At 66.4% G+C, this 15,642-nt stretch carries 14 protein-coding genes; 5 read left to right on the top strand and 9 right to left on the bottom strand.

What is annotated here, in order from left to right:
• Positions 1-60: 60 nt before the first annotated feature.
• On the top strand, positions 61-918 hold the full coding sequence (locus MYCSP_RS15575) for a MarR family transcriptional regulator (RefSeq protein WP_083015484.1): 858 nt from the start codon (positions 61-63) through the stop codon (positions 916-918).
• 1 nt (position 919) lies between these two features.
• Here the strand turns inward: MYCSP_RS15575 and mnmA are convergent, their stop codons facing one another.
• The 6 genes from mnmA to MYCSP_RS15605 all read right to left on the bottom strand — a co-directional run bounded on the left by mnmA (position 920) and on the right by MYCSP_RS15605 (position 6,260).
• Complete coding sequence (mnmA, locus tag MYCSP_RS15580) at positions 920-1,987, bottom strand: tRNA 2-thiouridine(34) synthase MnmA (protein WP_083015486.1); 1,068 nt, start codon at positions 1,985-1,987, stop codon at positions 920-922.
• On the bottom strand, positions 1,984-3,195 hold the full coding sequence (locus MYCSP_RS15585; RefSeq protein WP_083015489.1) for a cysteine desulfurase family protein: 1,212 nt from the start codon (positions 3,193-3,195) through the stop codon (positions 1,984-1,986). Before MYCSP_RS15585 ends, mnmA begins: the two co-directional genes overlap by 4 nt.
• Before the next feature lie 46 nt (positions 3,196-3,241).
• Positions 3,242-4,096: a lysophospholipid acyltransferase family protein gene (locus tag MYCSP_RS15590; protein WP_070909848.1), complete on the bottom strand. Its 855-nt coding sequence runs from the start codon at positions 4,094-4,096 to the stop codon at positions 3,242-3,244.
• Between the two features lie 2 nt (positions 4,097-4,098).
• Positions 4,099-4,977, bottom strand: a complete 879-nt coding sequence (locus MYCSP_RS15595; RefSeq protein ID WP_070909847.1) for a GNAT family N-acetyltransferase — start codon at positions 4,975-4,977, stop codon at positions 4,099-4,101.
• Between the two features lie 144 nt (positions 4,978-5,121).
• Entirely contained in the window at positions 5,122-5,502 is a 381-nt protein-coding gene (locus MYCSP_RS15600; RefSeq protein ID WP_088415641.1) for a cupin domain-containing protein, read from the bottom strand.
• 14 nt (positions 5,503-5,516) lie between these two features.
• On the bottom strand, positions 5,517-6,260 hold the full coding sequence (locus tag MYCSP_RS15605) for an SDR family oxidoreductase (RefSeq protein ID WP_088414239.1): 744 nt from the start codon (positions 6,258-6,260) through the stop codon (positions 5,517-5,519).
• Between the two features lie 193 nt (positions 6,261-6,453).
• Here MYCSP_RS15605 and MYCSP_RS15610 point away from each other — a divergent pair, with 193 nt between their 5' ends.
• Positions 6,454-9,183, top strand: coding sequence for an ATP-binding protein (locus MYCSP_RS15610; RefSeq protein ID WP_234809143.1), 2,730 nt, complete (start codon positions 6,454-6,456; stop codon positions 9,181-9,183).
• Here MYCSP_RS15610 and MYCSP_RS15615 read toward each other — a convergent pair.
• From MYCSP_RS15615 to MYCSP_RS15625, 3 genes are all read right to left on the bottom strand, one after another.
• The gene (locus MYCSP_RS15615; protein WP_133054127.1) at positions 9,180-9,860 is read right to left on the bottom strand and encodes a hypothetical protein; all 681 of its coding nucleotides are present in this window, start codon (positions 9,858-9,860) and stop codon (positions 9,180-9,182) included. The genes MYCSP_RS15610 and MYCSP_RS15615 overlap by 4 nt on opposite strands.
• A 104-nt stretch (positions 9,861-9,964) precedes the next feature.
• Complete coding sequence (locus tag MYCSP_RS15620; RefSeq protein ID WP_070909844.1) at positions 9,965-10,921, bottom strand: electron transfer flavoprotein subunit alpha/FixB family protein; 957 nt, start codon at positions 10,919-10,921, stop codon at positions 9,965-9,967.
• A 44-nt stretch (positions 10,922-10,965) separates the two neighbouring features.
• On the bottom strand, positions 10,966-11,757 hold the full coding sequence (locus tag MYCSP_RS15625; protein ID WP_070909843.1) for an electron transfer flavoprotein subunit beta/FixA family protein: 792 nt from the start codon (positions 11,755-11,757) through the stop codon (positions 10,966-10,968).
• Between the two features lie 251 nt (positions 11,758-12,008).
• Between MYCSP_RS15625 and MYCSP_RS15630 the strand changes: the two genes are divergently transcribed.
• The 3 genes from MYCSP_RS15630 to MYCSP_RS15640 are packed head-to-tail and all read left to right on the top strand — an operon-like array spanning position 12,009 to position 15,632.
• Positions 12,009-12,833, top strand: coding sequence for a class I SAM-dependent methyltransferase (locus tag MYCSP_RS15630; protein WP_088414241.1), 825 nt, complete (start codon positions 12,009-12,011; stop codon positions 12,831-12,833).
• A 4-nt stretch (positions 12,834-12,837) separates the two neighbouring features.
• Entirely contained in the window at positions 12,838-14,391 is a 1,554-nt protein-coding gene (locus tag MYCSP_RS15635; RefSeq protein ID WP_070909841.1) for a 1,4-alpha-glucan branching protein domain-containing protein, read from the top strand.
• Positions 14,388-15,632, top strand: coding sequence for a glycosyltransferase family 4 protein (locus MYCSP_RS15640; RefSeq protein ID WP_070909840.1), 1,245 nt, complete (start codon positions 14,388-14,390; stop codon positions 15,630-15,632). The genes MYCSP_RS15635 and MYCSP_RS15640 overlap by 4 nt, the downstream gene beginning before the upstream one ends.
• Positions 15,633-15,642 lie beyond the last annotated feature (10 nt).

The raw sequence follows: 15,642 nt of genomic DNA on the forward strand, positions 1-15,642 counted from the left end.
CTCCTAATATTTAGAGTGGGTTCGAAATAATCGGAGGGATCGTAGAGAGGAGGCCGCACGGTGTCAACGGTGAAATCGCCGCCCACTCAAAGGGTCGTCGATGTCATTACTGCACTGGCCAATTCGCCGGCGGCAAGCACGTTGACCGAGTTGGCGCGAGCCTGTGGGATCACCACCTCGACCTGCTCACTGCTCCTTCATGACCTTGAGCAACGCGGCTGGGTGCACCGACGCGAGGACCGTCGCTATGCGCTCGGCGCCGGACTACTTCCGGTGGTCCATGGCCTGCGGCGACAGCACCCCCTGCTGGACAAGGGCCGCGACGCACTGCTGTACCTGCACGAGCAGCTGGGTGCGGCATGCTCACTGTCGAAGATCGGCACCAAGAATCTCGCGGTGCTCGACTCGGTGGGGCACCCAAGCGATACCGCCCACGACTTGGGACAGCGATTTCCCATCGACCCCCCATTCGGCTTGGTGGCCATGGCATGGCGCGACCAACCCGCCATCGAGCAGTGGCTACGCCAGGTCGAGCCACGACTGACCCGAGCGGACATCGACCGGCATGTGCGTGTTCTCGCCGACATTCGGGACCGCGGCTACGGGGCATGGCGATTCGACGACGATCATCCCGGGCTGCACGAGCGGTTGGCGGCCATGCTGGAATCGGTCGACTCGACGCCCCTCCTCGCACGACAGCTCACCACACTCATGACCATCGTGAGCCTGCAATCGGTCACCGCGACGCTCGAAAGTTCCCTCTCAACAACCGAATTCGTAGTAGTTCCAATATTCGGGCGAGACCGACAACCCGAGTATCAGATTCAAATCCATCTAGGCCAGGACAACGCGCTCTCACTGGAGCATCTCGACGAAACCCTGCGGTACGTTCAGGCGCGGCTCGTACCCGCGCTGTGAATCAGCGCGTGATGATGGCGCTGCCGAGCACCTCGTCGCCCTCGGCATCGGGACGGTACAGCACCACGGTCTGCCCGGGGGCCACTCCCCGCAGGGCGGTACGCAGACGGACCTGGATCCGGTCGGCGGCGGGCTCGACAATGGCGTCGACCACCGATCCGTGCGCGCGTACCTGAACCTGGCATTCGACGGGCTCGGCCGGGACCCGACCGGAGGTCCACACCACCGGCTCACCCCCGAACTCCCAAATCTCGAGATCCTCAACGGTTCCCACCTTTACGGTGGCGGTCTCGGCATCGATCGACGTGACGTATCGGGGTCGGCCGTCCGCGGCGGGTCCGACCAGCCCGAGGCCCTTGCGCTGGCCGATGGTGAACTCGTGCACCCCGGCGTGGGTTGCCAGCACACTGCCGTCGGCATCCACCACATTTCCTCTGCGCACTCCGATGCGCGCGCCGAGGAAGGCCTGCGTGTCCCCGGAAGGAATGAAGCAGATGTCATGGCTGTCGGGCTTGTTCGCGACCAGCAGTCCGCGCTGCTCGGCCTCCGCCCGGATATCGGGCTTGGGGCTGTCACCGACCGGGAACAGCGCACGGCTCAACTGTTCCGGCGTGAGCACCCCCAGCACATAGGACTGGTCCTTGTCCTCATCGACCGCACGCCGCAGCCTGCCGTCGTGCAGCCGTGCGTAGTGACCGGTGGCCACCGCATCGAAACCCAGGGCGACGGCCCTGTCCGCCAGCGCCGCGAACTTGATCTTCTCGTTGCACTTCACGCACGGATTCGGGGTGCGCCCCTCCGCATATGCCTCGACGAAGTCGTCGATGACCTCTTCTTTGAATCGATCCGCGAAATCCCATACATAGAAAGGTATTCCGAGCATGTCGGCGACACGGCGCGCATCGGCGGCGTCCTCCTTCGAACAGCATCCGCGAGATCCCGTGCGCAGGGTTCCCGGTGCGGCCGACAATGCCAGGTGCACGCCCACCACATCGTGTCCGGCGTCCACCATGCGCGCGGCCGCCACCGAGGAGTCCACTCCCCCGCTCATGGCGGCGAGCACCTTCATGACCGGCCTCCCGCGCTGGCGAGCGCAGCGGCCCGCGCACGGGGAACGGCGGCATGCAACGCTTCGACCGCACGGTCTACGTCCGAGGGCACCGAGGTGTGGCCGAAGGTGAATCGCAAGGATCCACGCGCGACTTCGGGATCGATCCCCATTTCGATGAGCACATGTGAGGGCCGCGCGACGCCCGCGGTGCAGGCGGAGCCGGTAGAACACTCGATGCCATTGGCGTCCAACAACATCAGCAGGGAGTCGCCCTCGCAACCGGCAAACGTGAAATGAGCGTTTCCTGGCAATCTGCCGCATCCGGGCGCACCGTTGAGCGTGGAACCCTCGATCTGCGCCAGCACATGATCGATCAGCGCATCGCGCAGGGCCGCCAACGCCACAGCACCCTCACACCGTTCCGCGACGGCCTCCACGAGTGCCGTCGACATTGCCACGATGGCCGCGGTGTCAGGAGTGCCAGAACGGATATCGCGTTCGTGTCCACCGCCGTGTAACAAGGGGACACAAGCGGTTTCCCTTCGAAGTAGCAGCGCGCCGACGCCCATGGGGCCGCCGAACTTGTGCGCGGCCACGCTCATCGCCGACAGCCCGCTGAGCGCGAAATCGACATCCAGCTGACCCACCGCGCCGATGGCATCGCTGTGCATGGGGATATCGAATTCGGAAGCGATGGAGGCCAGTTCACAGATCGGGTTGATGGTGCCGACCTCGTTGTTGGCCCACATCACCGTGATAAGTGCGACGTCGTCGTGCTCGGCAAGGGCCGCGCGCAGCGCCCCGGGCGTCACGGTGCCGGCCTCGTCGACGGGCAACCAGGTGATCTCGGCGCCCTCGTGGTCGGAGAGCCACTGCACGGCATCCAGCACCGCATGGTGCTCGACGGCACTGGCGATGATTCGTCTGCGTCGCGGATCGGTGTCGCGGCGCGCCCAGTAGATGCCCTTGACGGCGAGGTTGTCACTCTCGGTGCCACCGGCGGTGAAGATCACCTCGGAGGGCCGGGCGCCCAGGGCCGCGGCGATTGACTCACGCGATTCCTCCACCCGCCGGCGGGCGTCACGGCCCGCACCGTGCAACGAGGCGGCGTTCCCGGTCTGCGCCATGGTGGCGGCCATCGCCTCGATGGCGGCCGGGCGCATCGGGGTGGTTGCGGCGTGGTCCAGGTAGACCACACCTTCAGCTGGGGTTCGAGCAGCAGACATAACGCATCCAGGATAGGTCCCACCCAGGTGGGCTCGTCCAATCGCGTCAGGCTGCGATCGGCTCCGGGCGCTCCGGGTGGCTGTGGATGTGCGGGGTTCGGTCGCCCGCTCGGACGGCGGCCTCACAGCGGCTGGCCAGATCACGGCGGCTCTCACCGGGCAATTGCAGCCCGGCCACCTGGATATGTGCCACGGTCATCCGCGTTGCCGTGAGTCGTCGGATGGACGCCATCAGGGTGTCCTCGCCGACATAGGCCGGAACGGTCGAGAGCTCGCCGTTGAGGTGCTGATACGTCAGCCGCAGCGGCTGCACCGGGCGCTGCGCGTCGATGGCTGCCTGGAACATCGCCGGGCGGAATGACCCGTACGCACGACCGCACCACGTGGTGCCCTCCGGGAATGCCACCACCGTCTGGCCGGCCTCCAACCGGGACGCGACAGTGTCGACCACCCGGGGCAGTGTGCGCAGGTTCCCCCGTTCGATCGGGATGACCCGCATCATCCGCGCGATGACGCCCAGTCCTGGCCAGTCGATCAGGTCAGCCCGGGCGACGAACGAGCCCGGGAGCACCGCTCCGATCGCGAAGACGTCGACCCAGGACACGTGCCCGGCGACCACCAGGGAACCCCGGATATCGCGAATCGGACCGCCGGAGACGCTGATGCGCACGCCGAGGCAGCGCAGCATCAACCGGCAGTAGCCACGCTGCCAGCGCACCCGTCCGGGCAGCGGTATCCCCAGCAAGGGTGCCAGGGTCAACAACGTGATCGCCATGGCGATACGCGTCGCGGTCCGAACGGTGCGCATCAGTCGCCCGGGCTCGTCGATGGGATTGGCCCGCATGCAGCTGTCGTCACAGGTTGCCTTCGGCAGCCAGGCGTGAGCGTATTCGGGTGCCATCGCTATTCCTGGCCGGCTGCCGCTGCCGAACCGATTTCCGATGCCGCCCCAACGGACCTCAGCCGCTTCAAGTACCGCACGTCGGCCTCGTCCTTGTTGAGCAGCGCCATGAAGTCGGCCACACCGAAGTCGGGGTCGTGCGCCGGCTCCCCGAGAACCTTGGCGCCGAGCCTCAGGTATCCCCGCATCAGTGCCGGCACCTGCACCTTGGCCGGCGGTTCGATGTCATCGAGGCCCATGCCGTCGACAACTACCGGGTTGTAGGGGCGCACCGTGTACTCCGGCGCCGCGGCATGACGCTTCATGACGAAGTCGCGCACGGCGCGTACCTGGCTGCCCGGCGCTTGCTCGGGGCTGTCCTGCATGGGAACCGACACACAGCCGGTGACGTAGGTGTAGTCGCAGCGGTCCAGGTAGGCCAAGATTCCGGCCCACATCAGCAGCACCACCGCTCCGTTGCGGTGATCGCTCCGCACCACGGCGCGTCCCATCTCCACCAGCTGGGGGCGCAGTGAATCGAGCCCACTGATGTCGAATTCCGTTGCGCTGTACAGCCCTCCGGCGGCTATGGCGCCGGGCGGCGGCAGCATCCGGTAGCAGCCCACCACGTCACCCGAGGTGTCCTCGCGCACCAGCAGGTGATCGCAGTGCTCGTCGAAACGGTCGGCATCGCGCCCTTCGAACGCTGCCGGAGTGCTCGCGAGCTGAAACCCGGGCTCACTGCTGAACACGTCGTATCGAAGCCGTTGCACGGCATCGATATCGGCGGGATCGTTCGAGAGCAGCAGGGTGTACCGAGGACCCAATGGAGCGTCCCCGTTTGTGCCCGCGACGTCTAGCATGGATTGATCTGCGGCGATGAGAACTGATGCGGTGCTCATGACTGCGAGATTCGCCGAGTTATGCAGCGGAACGGCATCGGAAGCGTGTCGTGTCCATGCACGATCCGTTAATTGCGGCGTTCAGTACGCCAAATGCGTGCTTGCGGAAGTGGATCCGAAAGGCAAACGCGGAGCGAACAGACGCTACGCGGACACCCTCTGATCGGCCCGCTGTCGAAGTTCCTCCTCGTCGACCAGCACCAACATCGGCGCGCCGGGTTTGCACATCATGGTGACCACGAAGCGCAACGCGGTATCGGTGCGGTTGTTGGCATCCGAGTAGTGGATGACATCGCCGCCGGGCTCCCAGAACGCCTCACCGGCCTTGACCACGCGCGGCGCTTGGCCCTCCAACTCGAAGAGCATCTCCCCCTCCACCACGTAGCCGAACGCCGGACCGCCCGGATGACGATGTGGTGGAGTCCCCGAACTACCGGCAGGCCACTCGATCTGCACCGTCATCACGTGGGCGTCGGACGGGATCACCGGCGGTGTCACGGTCTGCAGCACCGTCAGTGCGCTCATCGGGTCATTCGCGATCACCGGCGAGCCGGCCAATCGGCGAACCGGGTCTGCGTCAACACACCGTCCTCACCGGTGACCAGACTGAAGTCATCCACGGGCGTACCGAAGTAGGTAGCACCGGAGTCCACCACCACCGGCTTGTCATCGCCGCGCGCGTCGAGTACCGCCCGCGCCATGTCTGCGAACGAAAGCTTTTCTGGCCCACCGATATTGATGATCCCGTTGCGGGGCTCTGCCTCCGCGGCCTGTGCCACCTGTGCGGACACATCGTCGACGGCGATCAGCTGAATCCTGGCGTCGGGCACCCGGATCTCGTCGCCGACGACCAGCGTGTCGGTGATCGCCTCCGCGAATTCCTGGAACTGGGTGGCCCGCACAATGGTGTAGGGCAATCCAGATTCGGTAATGATGTTCTCCTGCGCCACTTTCGCCCGCATGTAGCCGCTGTCCGGCAGACCGTCCGCGCCGACGATGGAGAGTGCGACGTAGTGGCCCACGCCGGTCTGGTTCGCCGCGTCAACGAGATTGCGTGCCGAGGCTGTGAAGAAGTCCATCACCGGGCCGTCGTCGAACGACGGAGAATTGACAACATCGATTACCACATTCGACCCTGCCAACGCGTCGACCAATCCCTCGCCGGTCACGACGTTCGCGCCCGAGGACAGCGATGCCGCCACCACCTCATGGCCGTCTGCGGTGAGCAACGACACCACCCGTGAACCGATTTGGCCGGTGGCCCCAACAACTGTGATTTTCATTGCGCTCATACCTTTCTGGTCTCACCGCAACGCTCGCAGCTCAGCGCGGGGTTCGAACCCTGGAAAGCACGTAGTCGTGGGCACCGGTGGAGCGCTCGGTAAACTCCCACGGTATTCATCTGATTCGGCGGAGCACGTGGTCAACAGTTATCAGGGATCGCGTTTGTGCGGTCGAGCGCGCGAGTGCGCATCGCTGCAGCGCCTCGTTGCGGACGCGCGGTCCGGCCCCAGCCAGGTAATCGTCCTGCGGGGCGAGGCCGGGATCGGAAAGACAGCCCTTCTCGGACATGCCATCGACCATGCGCAAGGATTTCGCATCGCCCGCACCGCGGGTGTCGAGTCCGAGATGGAGCTCGCGTTCGCCGGTTTGCAGCATTTCTGCGGCGCGCTGTCGAAGCACCTCGACGCCTTGCCCGGCCCTCAGCGCGAAGCACTCGACATCGCGTTCGGCGTCAGCAGCGGTCCGGTACCCGATCGCTTCCTCATCGGGCTCGCGGTACTGAGCCTGCTGGCGGCGGCGTCCGAGCAGCAGCCCGTGCTGTGCGTGATCGACGACGCCCAATGGCTCGATCGGGTCTCGTTGCAGACGCTCGCGTTCGTCACACGGCGTTTGGGCAGTGAACCGATCGCCATGCTGTTCGCGGTGCGCGAGGGCGCCGACGACGAACTCTCGGGACTACCAGAACTTCAGGTGCGAGGGCTACGGGCCGCGGACGCCGGCGCCCTGCTGGATTCCGCGATTCCCGGACTACTCGACGATCGAGTTCGCGACCGCATTGTGGCTGAGACACAAGGTAATCCGTTGGCCCTGCTGGAGCTGCCCCGGGGCCTGACGGCCGAGGAACTTGCCGGTGGGTTCGGGTGGCCCGACGGCGCCAGGCTGTCTGGCCAGATCGAACGTGCGTTCCTACGACGGGTGCGGCAGCTGCCCACCCCGACGCAGACCGTGCTCCTCACGGCGGCAACCGATCCGCTCGGCGATTCGGGACTGTTGGCGCGCGCGGCCGAGCGACTCGGAATCTCCTTGAATGCCCTCGGGCCTGCCGAGTCTGCGGGTCTGATCGAGTTGGGCACACGTGTCCGCTTTCGCCATCCGCTGGTGCGTTCGGCCATCTACCGAAATGCAGACCCTTTGGAACGCAGAAGAATTCACGGCGCCCTCGCGCAGGCGACAGATCCGGCGACCGATCCCGATCGTCGGGCGTGGCATCGCGCCCACGCCGCGCCCGGCACCAATGAGTCGATCGCTGCCGAACTCGAACAGTCGGCCGGTCGCGCTCAGGCCCGCGGAGGCATCCTGGCAGCAGCCGCCTTTCTGCAGCGCGCGACCGAGCTCACCTCCGATCCGGCCCTGCGCGGTTCGCGCGCACTGGCGGCCGCCCAGGCGAAGCACGACGCCGCGGCCTTCGACGCCGCGCGGGACCTCCTTGCCGTCGCGGACATGGCTCCGCTGGACCCATTGGCGCGAGCGCGGGCGGTGCGGCTGCACGCGAAAATCGCCTTCGCACAGAGCCGCGTGGGCACCGACGACGCCGCCACGGTGTCCGAGGCTGCGATCGGCCTGCTGGAGGCCGCCAAGGGCCTGGAGAATTTGGATGACGACCTGGCCCGTGAGACCTATCTGGATGCGGTGGGGGCGGCCATGTACGGCGGACGACTTTGCCCGCGCGGGGGCGCCATCGAAGTGGCCGAGCCCGCGCGCCTGGCGCCCGCTAGGTCTTCACCTCCGCGGCCGACCGACCTCTTACTCGACGGTCTGGCGATGCGAATCACCCACGGCGCGGCGGCAAGCGCGCAGATGCTGCGCGACGCCCTCGACCTGATTCGCCGCGAGGCCGACCGTCCGAACAACACCAGCTGGATGTGGCAGGCGTTCCCCATCGCGCTCGAATCGGCCATTCACGAGGTGTGGGATGACCAGATGTGGCATCGCCTTGCCACCCGCGCGGTGCAAGTCGCGCGAGATGCCGGCGCCCTGTCGGTGCTCCCGGCGGCGCTCGTCTACCGCGCAGGTGCGCATGTACATGCCGGCGAGCTCGATGCGGCCGCCGAGCTGGTCCAGGAAGCCGATGCCATTTCGGCCGCGACAGGGCACGCCCCGATCAGGTACCACTCGTTGGTCCTGGCGGCCTGGCGGGGCACCGAGCCCGAGGCCATACCGCTCATCGATGCCGCCATGCGAGACGGCGCGGCCAGGGGCGAAGGCAGACTACTCGGCGCCATGGGATACGCCGCGGGCGTGCTCAACAACGGCCTGGGCCGCTACACACTCGCGTTTCACGCGGCACGAAGGGCGTGTGAACACGAGGATCTCGGGTTGTACAGCTGGTGCCTCACCGAACTCATCGAAGCCGCCACACGTTGCGGAGAGCACGATGCCGCGGCCAAGGCACTCGACCAACTGGAAGAGCGGACGCTGGCCGGCCAGACCGATTGGGCCCAGGGCATGGTGGCACGCTCGCGCGCGCTGCTCGCCGTCGACGAAGACGCCGAAGCCCACTATCGCGAGGCCATTGAACGACTCAGTACCACAAGGATTTCCGTGCATGTGGCCCGCGCCCACCTGATCTACGGCGAGTGGCTGCGCCGCTGCCATCGACGAGCCGACGCGCGCACGGAACTCCAAGCGGCGCACGAGAGTTTCTCGCAGATGGGTACCGAGGCTTTCGCGGAGCGGGCGCAGCGCGAGCTGCTGGCGACGGGCGCCAAGGTCCGGAAACGTGCTGCCGGCACAGCGGCCGCCTCGGCACAGACATTGACGGCCCAGGAGGCACAGATCGCCCGGATGGCCGGCCAGGGCATGACGAACCAGGAAATCGCCGCGCAGCTGTTCATCAGCGCGCACACCGTCGAGTGGCATCTACGGAAGGTGTTCGCCAAGCGAGGCATTACCTCTCGCCGCCAACTGCGCAGCGGGCGCTAGGCCGGCACCCGTGAACGCAGTTCGTTCGCGATCTTCTGCAAGGTGTCCTCGGTTTCGGGCGGCCCGGTCAACATGACCACCGCCAGCGTGTCGCGGGTTCCACCAGAAGTCGAAGCAAACGCACATGTCATCGCGATTCGGACCACTCGCATGCCGTTTCCCAGGGTGCCTGTCATCCGTGCATAGAACGTGACGGCGTCAACGGGCTTCCAGGACTGTGCATCGACCGGCAGCTTCGCGCGCACCTTGTCCTGGGTGGACTGCCCGCACCCGTCGGCGCACCGATTCGACCCGATCCAGCCGGCCGCTCTGCTTTTGTTGACCTCGTCCATGCATGTGACCCGCTTGTCCAGCGGCTTGTTCTCGGTGTGCATGCACCCCCACCCGCTGGGCAGGTTGAAATCAAATGGCACATAAGCGGGCATCGAGATGGGTACCAGCTTCTCGCCCGGCCCGTATGTGGGACCGCCGAGCGATCCGTTCGACCCGTTGGGCGGCGGGATGACCCCCGCCGTCGCGCCGGGGGGAACCGTCGCCTGCGCGGGTGCCATCGGGGACTCCCCCGGTGCCATGACCGCGACGCCCGCGACGCTGCGCTGGGACCCGACGATGACGACGGCCGCCACCAGACCCACGACGAGGGCCCCCACAAACGCCGAAAGGACTATCCAGGGCACTCGACTCGATGGTCGAGGCTCTGGATAGTCCAGTGGCATACTGCCAGCCGCCCCCTGAGGTTGGATGTCGCCGGCGTGGCGGCTCCAGGGCTCCATGGGGTTGTTTAGCCCTTGCGGGCCTTCACGGCGTCGGTGAGCTGCGGTGCGACGTTGAACAGGTCGCCCACCACGCCGAAGTCGGCGATCTCGAAGATGGGGGCTTCCTCGTCCTTGTTGACCGCGACGATGGTCTTCGAGGTCTGCATGCCGGCGCGGTGCTGGATGGCGCCGGAGATGCCCAGCGCGATGTACAGCTGGGGCGACACGGTCTTGCCGGTCTGGCCCACCTGGAACTGGCCTGGGTAGTAACCCGAGTCCACGGCGGCACGCGAGGCACCGACGGCGGCGCCGAGCGAATCGGCGAGAGCCTCGACCACGCTGAATTTATCGGCGCTACCGACACCACGACCGCCGGACACGACGATGCTGGCCTCGGTGAGCTCAGGACGGTCGCCACCGACGACCGGTTGCCGCGAGGTGACCTTGGTGGCGTTCTCGGCGGGAGCGGGCACCTCGATGGTGACCTGCTCGCCGGCACCGGCGGCCGGTGCGGCCTCGACGGCACCAGGACGGACGGTGAAGACCGGGGCATCGCCGTTGGCCTGCGCCTCGACGGTGAACGCGCCGCCGAAGATCGAGTGCAGACCCTTGCCGCCCTCACGGACTTCGACCACGTCGGTCAGCAGACCCGAGCCCAGGCGTGCCGCCAGACGTCCGGCAACTTCCTTGCCCTCGGTGGTGGCGGCGATCAGGATGCCGGCGGGGCTGGCGGTCTCGGCCAGGCTGGCCAGAATGTCCACCTTCGGGGTCACCAGGTAGCTGTCCACGACATCGGACTCGGCGACATAGATCTTGGCGGCGCCGGCCTCCTTGAGGCCGTCGATCAACGGCGCGGCGGTGCCGGCTGGACCGGCGACGACGGCCGAGGGCTCACCCAGGACGCGGGCGGCGGTGATGAGCTCGGCGCTCACCTTCTTCAGCGCACCCTCTGAATGCTCAACGAGCACAAGTACTTCAGCCATATCGATTCTCGTTACTCTCTCGTTTGGGTATTAAGGGGGTCGATTTAGATGATCTTTTGGGCAACCAGGAACTCGGCGACCTTGCTGCCGCCCTCGCCCTCGTCGGTGATCTTCTCGCCCGCGGTCTTGGCGGCCTTGGGAGTGGAGGACAGCACGGTGGAACCGGCGTTCGCGACACCCACCTCTTCGGCCTCCACGCCGATCTCGGCGAGGGTCAGCACGGCGACTTCCTTCTTCTTCGCGGCCATGATGCCCTTGAAGGAGGGGAAGCGGGGCTCGTTGATCTTCTCGGTGACGCTGACGATGGCCGGCAGGGTCGCCTCGACCTCGAACACGCCCTCGTCTGTCTCGCGCTCGCCCTTGACGACGCCGCCTTCGACGGTGAGCTTGCGCAGGTGGGTCAGCTGCGGCAGACCCAGGTACTCGGCGATGATCGCGGGGATGGCACCCGAACGACCGTCAGTGGCCTCGTTACCGGCGATGACCAGCTCGACGCCCTCGACCTGACCCAACGCGCGGGCCAGTGCCCAACCGGTCTGGATGGCATCGGACCCGTGCAGGCCCGGGTCGAGCAGGTGAACTGCCTTGTCGGCGCCCATGGACAGAGCCTTACGGATGGCCTCGGTGGCCTTCTCCGGACCGGCCGACACAACGGTCACCACCGAGTCGCCGCCCTCGCGCTCCTTGATGAGCAGCGCTTCCTCCACGGCACGCTCGTTGATCTCGTCGAGTACCGCGTCGGCGGCTTCCCGGTCGAGCGTGAAGTCACCGTCGGTGAGCTTGCGCTCCGACCAGGTGTCTGGGACCTGCTTGATCAGGACCGCGATATTCGTCATGAGTCTCCGATCGTCCTTCCTCTTCGCTGTCTGCCAGCGGTGTGCTGGCCATCTGCTCTGTGCTTCCGCGCGGCGCCCACGCCCAGCCGGTCGCACTGTCACATTTTCGTGACTAATCCGGCTGATCTTATTACTCACGGGTAACATACGGGGTTCGCCCGTACACCATAGCCGGTTCACCCCTGGTTTCCGGCCTGTGATCTGGGCCACCAGTATTAAGACACGGCGTTCACCCGATAGCCTGCCAAACGATGAACTCGCACCTGACCGACCCGCACCCGGCTGATCCTCTTCGCGCAAGCGACCCATCAGCCGAAGACCCGGACGCCACCCTGGCGCTGACCGGGGAGCGGACCGTGCCCGGCATCGCCGAGGAAAACTACTGGTTCCGACGCCACGAAGTCGTCTACGAGCGGCTCAGCGAGCTGTGCGCGGGCCGCAGGGTACTGGAGGCGGGCAGCGGTGAAGGCTATGGCGCCGACATGTTGGCGCAGGTAGCCCGCCACGTCATCGGGCTGGACTACGACGAATCGGCGATCGCGCACGTGAAGGCCCGTTATCCACGCGTGGACATGCGCGCCGGGAACCTGGCCGACCTGCCGCTTGCCGACGGTTCGGTGGACGTGGTGGTGAATTTCCAGGTGATCGAGCATCTGTGGGATCAGGGCCAGTTCATCCGCGAGTGCGCCCGCGTGCTCAGCCCCGGCGGCACGCTGCTGATCAGCACCCCGAATCGCATCACCTTCTCCCCCGGGCGCGACACTCCGCTGAATCCGTTCCACACCCGCGAGCTCAACGGCGCTGAACTCACCGAGCTCCTTGTGGAGAACGGTTTTTCGGTGCAATCGATGAACGGCGTGTTTCACGGACCGCGGTTGCGCGAACTCGACGCCAAGTACGGCGGCTCGATCATCGACGCACAGATCGAGCGCGCCGTCGCGGGCGCACCCTGGCCGCAAGAACTGCTCGCGGACATCACGGGTCTGACCACCGAAGACTTCGAAATCGTCGACGCGGGGGAACGCGACATTGACCAGAGTCTGGATCTGGTTTCAATAGCGGTGATAGACCGGTGATCCAGTGACGGAGAAGGTTCCCGGGCTCTTCACGCTGGTGCTGCATACGCACCTGCCGTGGCTTGCCAACCACGGTCGCTGGCCGGTCGGCGAGGAATGGCTGTACCAGTCCTGGTCGGCCGCGTACCTGCCACTGTTCAAGGTGCTGCGGACACTGGCGGCCGAGGGCCGGGAAAACCTGATCACCCTCGGTATCACCCCGGTGGTGGCCGCCCAGTTGGACGATCCGCACTGCCTGACCGGGCTGCACAGCTGGTTGGCCAACTGGCAGCTGCGCGCGTTCGAGGCCGCCACCATTGCCGGCACCGACGCCGAACCGGGTACGGCATCGAGCCCGGAAATGCTGCGGGCCTTCGGTGTTCGCGAACACCGAAACGCTACGAACGCACTCAACGAATTCGACGTCTACTGGCGCCACGGCGGCAGCGGCCCGCTGCGCAGCCTCATCGACGCCAAGGCCATCGAACTGCTGGGTGGCCCGCTCGCCCATCCCTTCCAGCCTCTGCTGCATCACCGGCTGCGCGACTTCGCCCTGCGTGAGGGATTGGCCGATGCCGCACAGCGTTTCGGGCATACACCAACCGGCATCTGGGCCCCCGAGTGCGCCTATGCGCCCGGTATGGAGGAAGGCTATGCGGCCGCCGGGGTCAAGCACTTCATGGTGGACGGTCCTTCCCTGCAAGGTGATACGTCACTGGGCCGCCCGGTGGGCGACTCCGACGTGGTGGCCTTCGGCCGCGACCTGACAGTGAGTTACCGCGTGTGGTCGCCGAAGTCCGGATATCCGGGCAATGCCGCGTACCGCGACTTCCACACCTACGACCACGACACCGGGCTCAAGCCCGCCCGCGTCACCGGGCGCAACGTGCCTTCGGAATCCAAGGCGCCGTACGACCCGGAGCGTGCCGACGCCACCATCGACGTCCATGTGCGCGACTTCGTCGACACCGTCCGCCAGCGCCTCATCGCCGAGTCGGACCGCATCGGGCGTCCCGCGCACGTGATCGCCGCCTTCGACACCGAGCTGTACGGCCACTGGTGGTACGAAGGACCGACGTGGCTCGAACGTGTGCTTCGCGCACTGCCCGAGGCCGGTGTCCAGGTAGGCACCCTGGAGCAGGCACGCGAACAGGGATACGTGGGAGAGCCGTTCGACTTGCCTGCCAGCTCATGGGGTTCCGGCAAGGACTGGCACGTATGGAACGGCGAGAAGGTCGCCGATCTGGTGCAGCTGAACAACGAGGTGGTCGATACGGCCCTCACCGCGGTCGACAAGGCACTCAATGAGCAGCCCGCGCCGCACACCCGTAATCGGGTGGCCGATCAGATCTTGCGAGAAGCTCTGCTGACCGTGTCCAGCGACTGGCCGTTCATGGTCAGCAAGGATTCGGCCGCCGACTACGCGCGCTACCGCGCGCACCTTCACGCACACGCCACCCGTGAGATCGCCGCCGCACTTGCCGGCGGACGTCAAGACGCGGCGAGCCGGTTGGCGGAAGGTTGGAACCGCGCGGACGGCCTGTTCGGCGCGCTCGATGCCCGGAGGCTGCCCCGATGAGAATCTTGATGGTCTCCTGGGAGTACCCGCCGGTGGTCATCGGCGGGTTGGGCCGACACGTGCATCACCTGTCCACCGAGCTGGCTGCGGCCGGTCACGATGTGGTGGTGCTGACCCGGCGCCCGTCGGGCACCGACCCGGCAAGTCACCCGACATCCGACGAAATCTCCGAAGGCGTCCGGGTGGTTGCGGCCGCCGAGGATCCGCATGATTTCGACTTCGGTACCGACATGATGGCCTGGACGCTGGCCATGGGCCATGCGATGGTCCGCGCGGGCTTGGCCTTGGGTCTCAAGGGATTCGGCGATTGGCGCCCGGACGTGGTCCATGCGCACGACTGGCTGGTCGCGCATCCGGCGATCACCCTCGCCGAGCATTTCGACGTGCCGCTGGTCTCGACTCTGCACGCCACCGAGGCCGGCCGGCACAGCGGCTGGGTGTCGGGACGCATCAGCCGGCAGGTGCATTCGGTGGAATGGTGGCTGGCGCGCGAATCGGACTCGCTGATCACCTGCTCGGCATCGATGCTCGACGAGGTAGCCCAATTGTTCGGGCCGGAGCTGCCGCAGATCCACGTCATCCGCAACGGAATCGATGTCACCCGTTGGGTGTTCGCTCCGCGCCTACCGGCGGGCGGCTCCCCGCCGGTACTACTTTTCGTCGGACGTCTCGAATACGAGAAGGGCATCCACGACGCGATTGCGGCACTACCCAAGATTCGCCGCGCCCACCCCGGAACGGTGCTGGCGGTAGCCGGCGATGGTACGCAACAGGATTGGCTGCTGGAGCAGGCGCGTAAGTACAAGGTGGTCAAGTCAGTCCAGTTCCTGGGCAACCTGGATCATTCGGAATTGCTGCACTGGTTACATCATGCAGACGCCATCCTGCTGCCCAGCCACTACGAGCCGTTCGGCATCGTGGCACTGGAGGCCGCGGCCGCGGGCACACCCCTGATCACGTCCACCGTCGGCGGTCTCGGCGAGGCCGTCATCGACGGCGAGACCGGATTGTCCTTCGCGCCACGCGATGTGGCGGGCATCGCCGACGCCGTCAAACGCACCCTCGATGACCCTGCCGCCGCAGCAGAACGGGCCGTGGCGGCGCGGGCTCGGCTCACCGCGGACTTCGATTGGGCCACCGTTGCCGACGAGACGGCACAGGTGTATCTGGCCGCCAAGCGTCGCGAACGGGAACCCTTGGGCCGCAGCGTTATCGTCGAGCGCCCGCTGCCGGACCGGTAGACCAGCTATC

Source organism: Mycobacteroides saopaulense (assembly GCF_001456355.1).
Taxonomy (GTDB): Bacteria; Actinomycetota; Actinomycetes; order Mycobacteriales; family Mycobacteriaceae; genus Mycobacterium; species Mycobacterium saopaulense.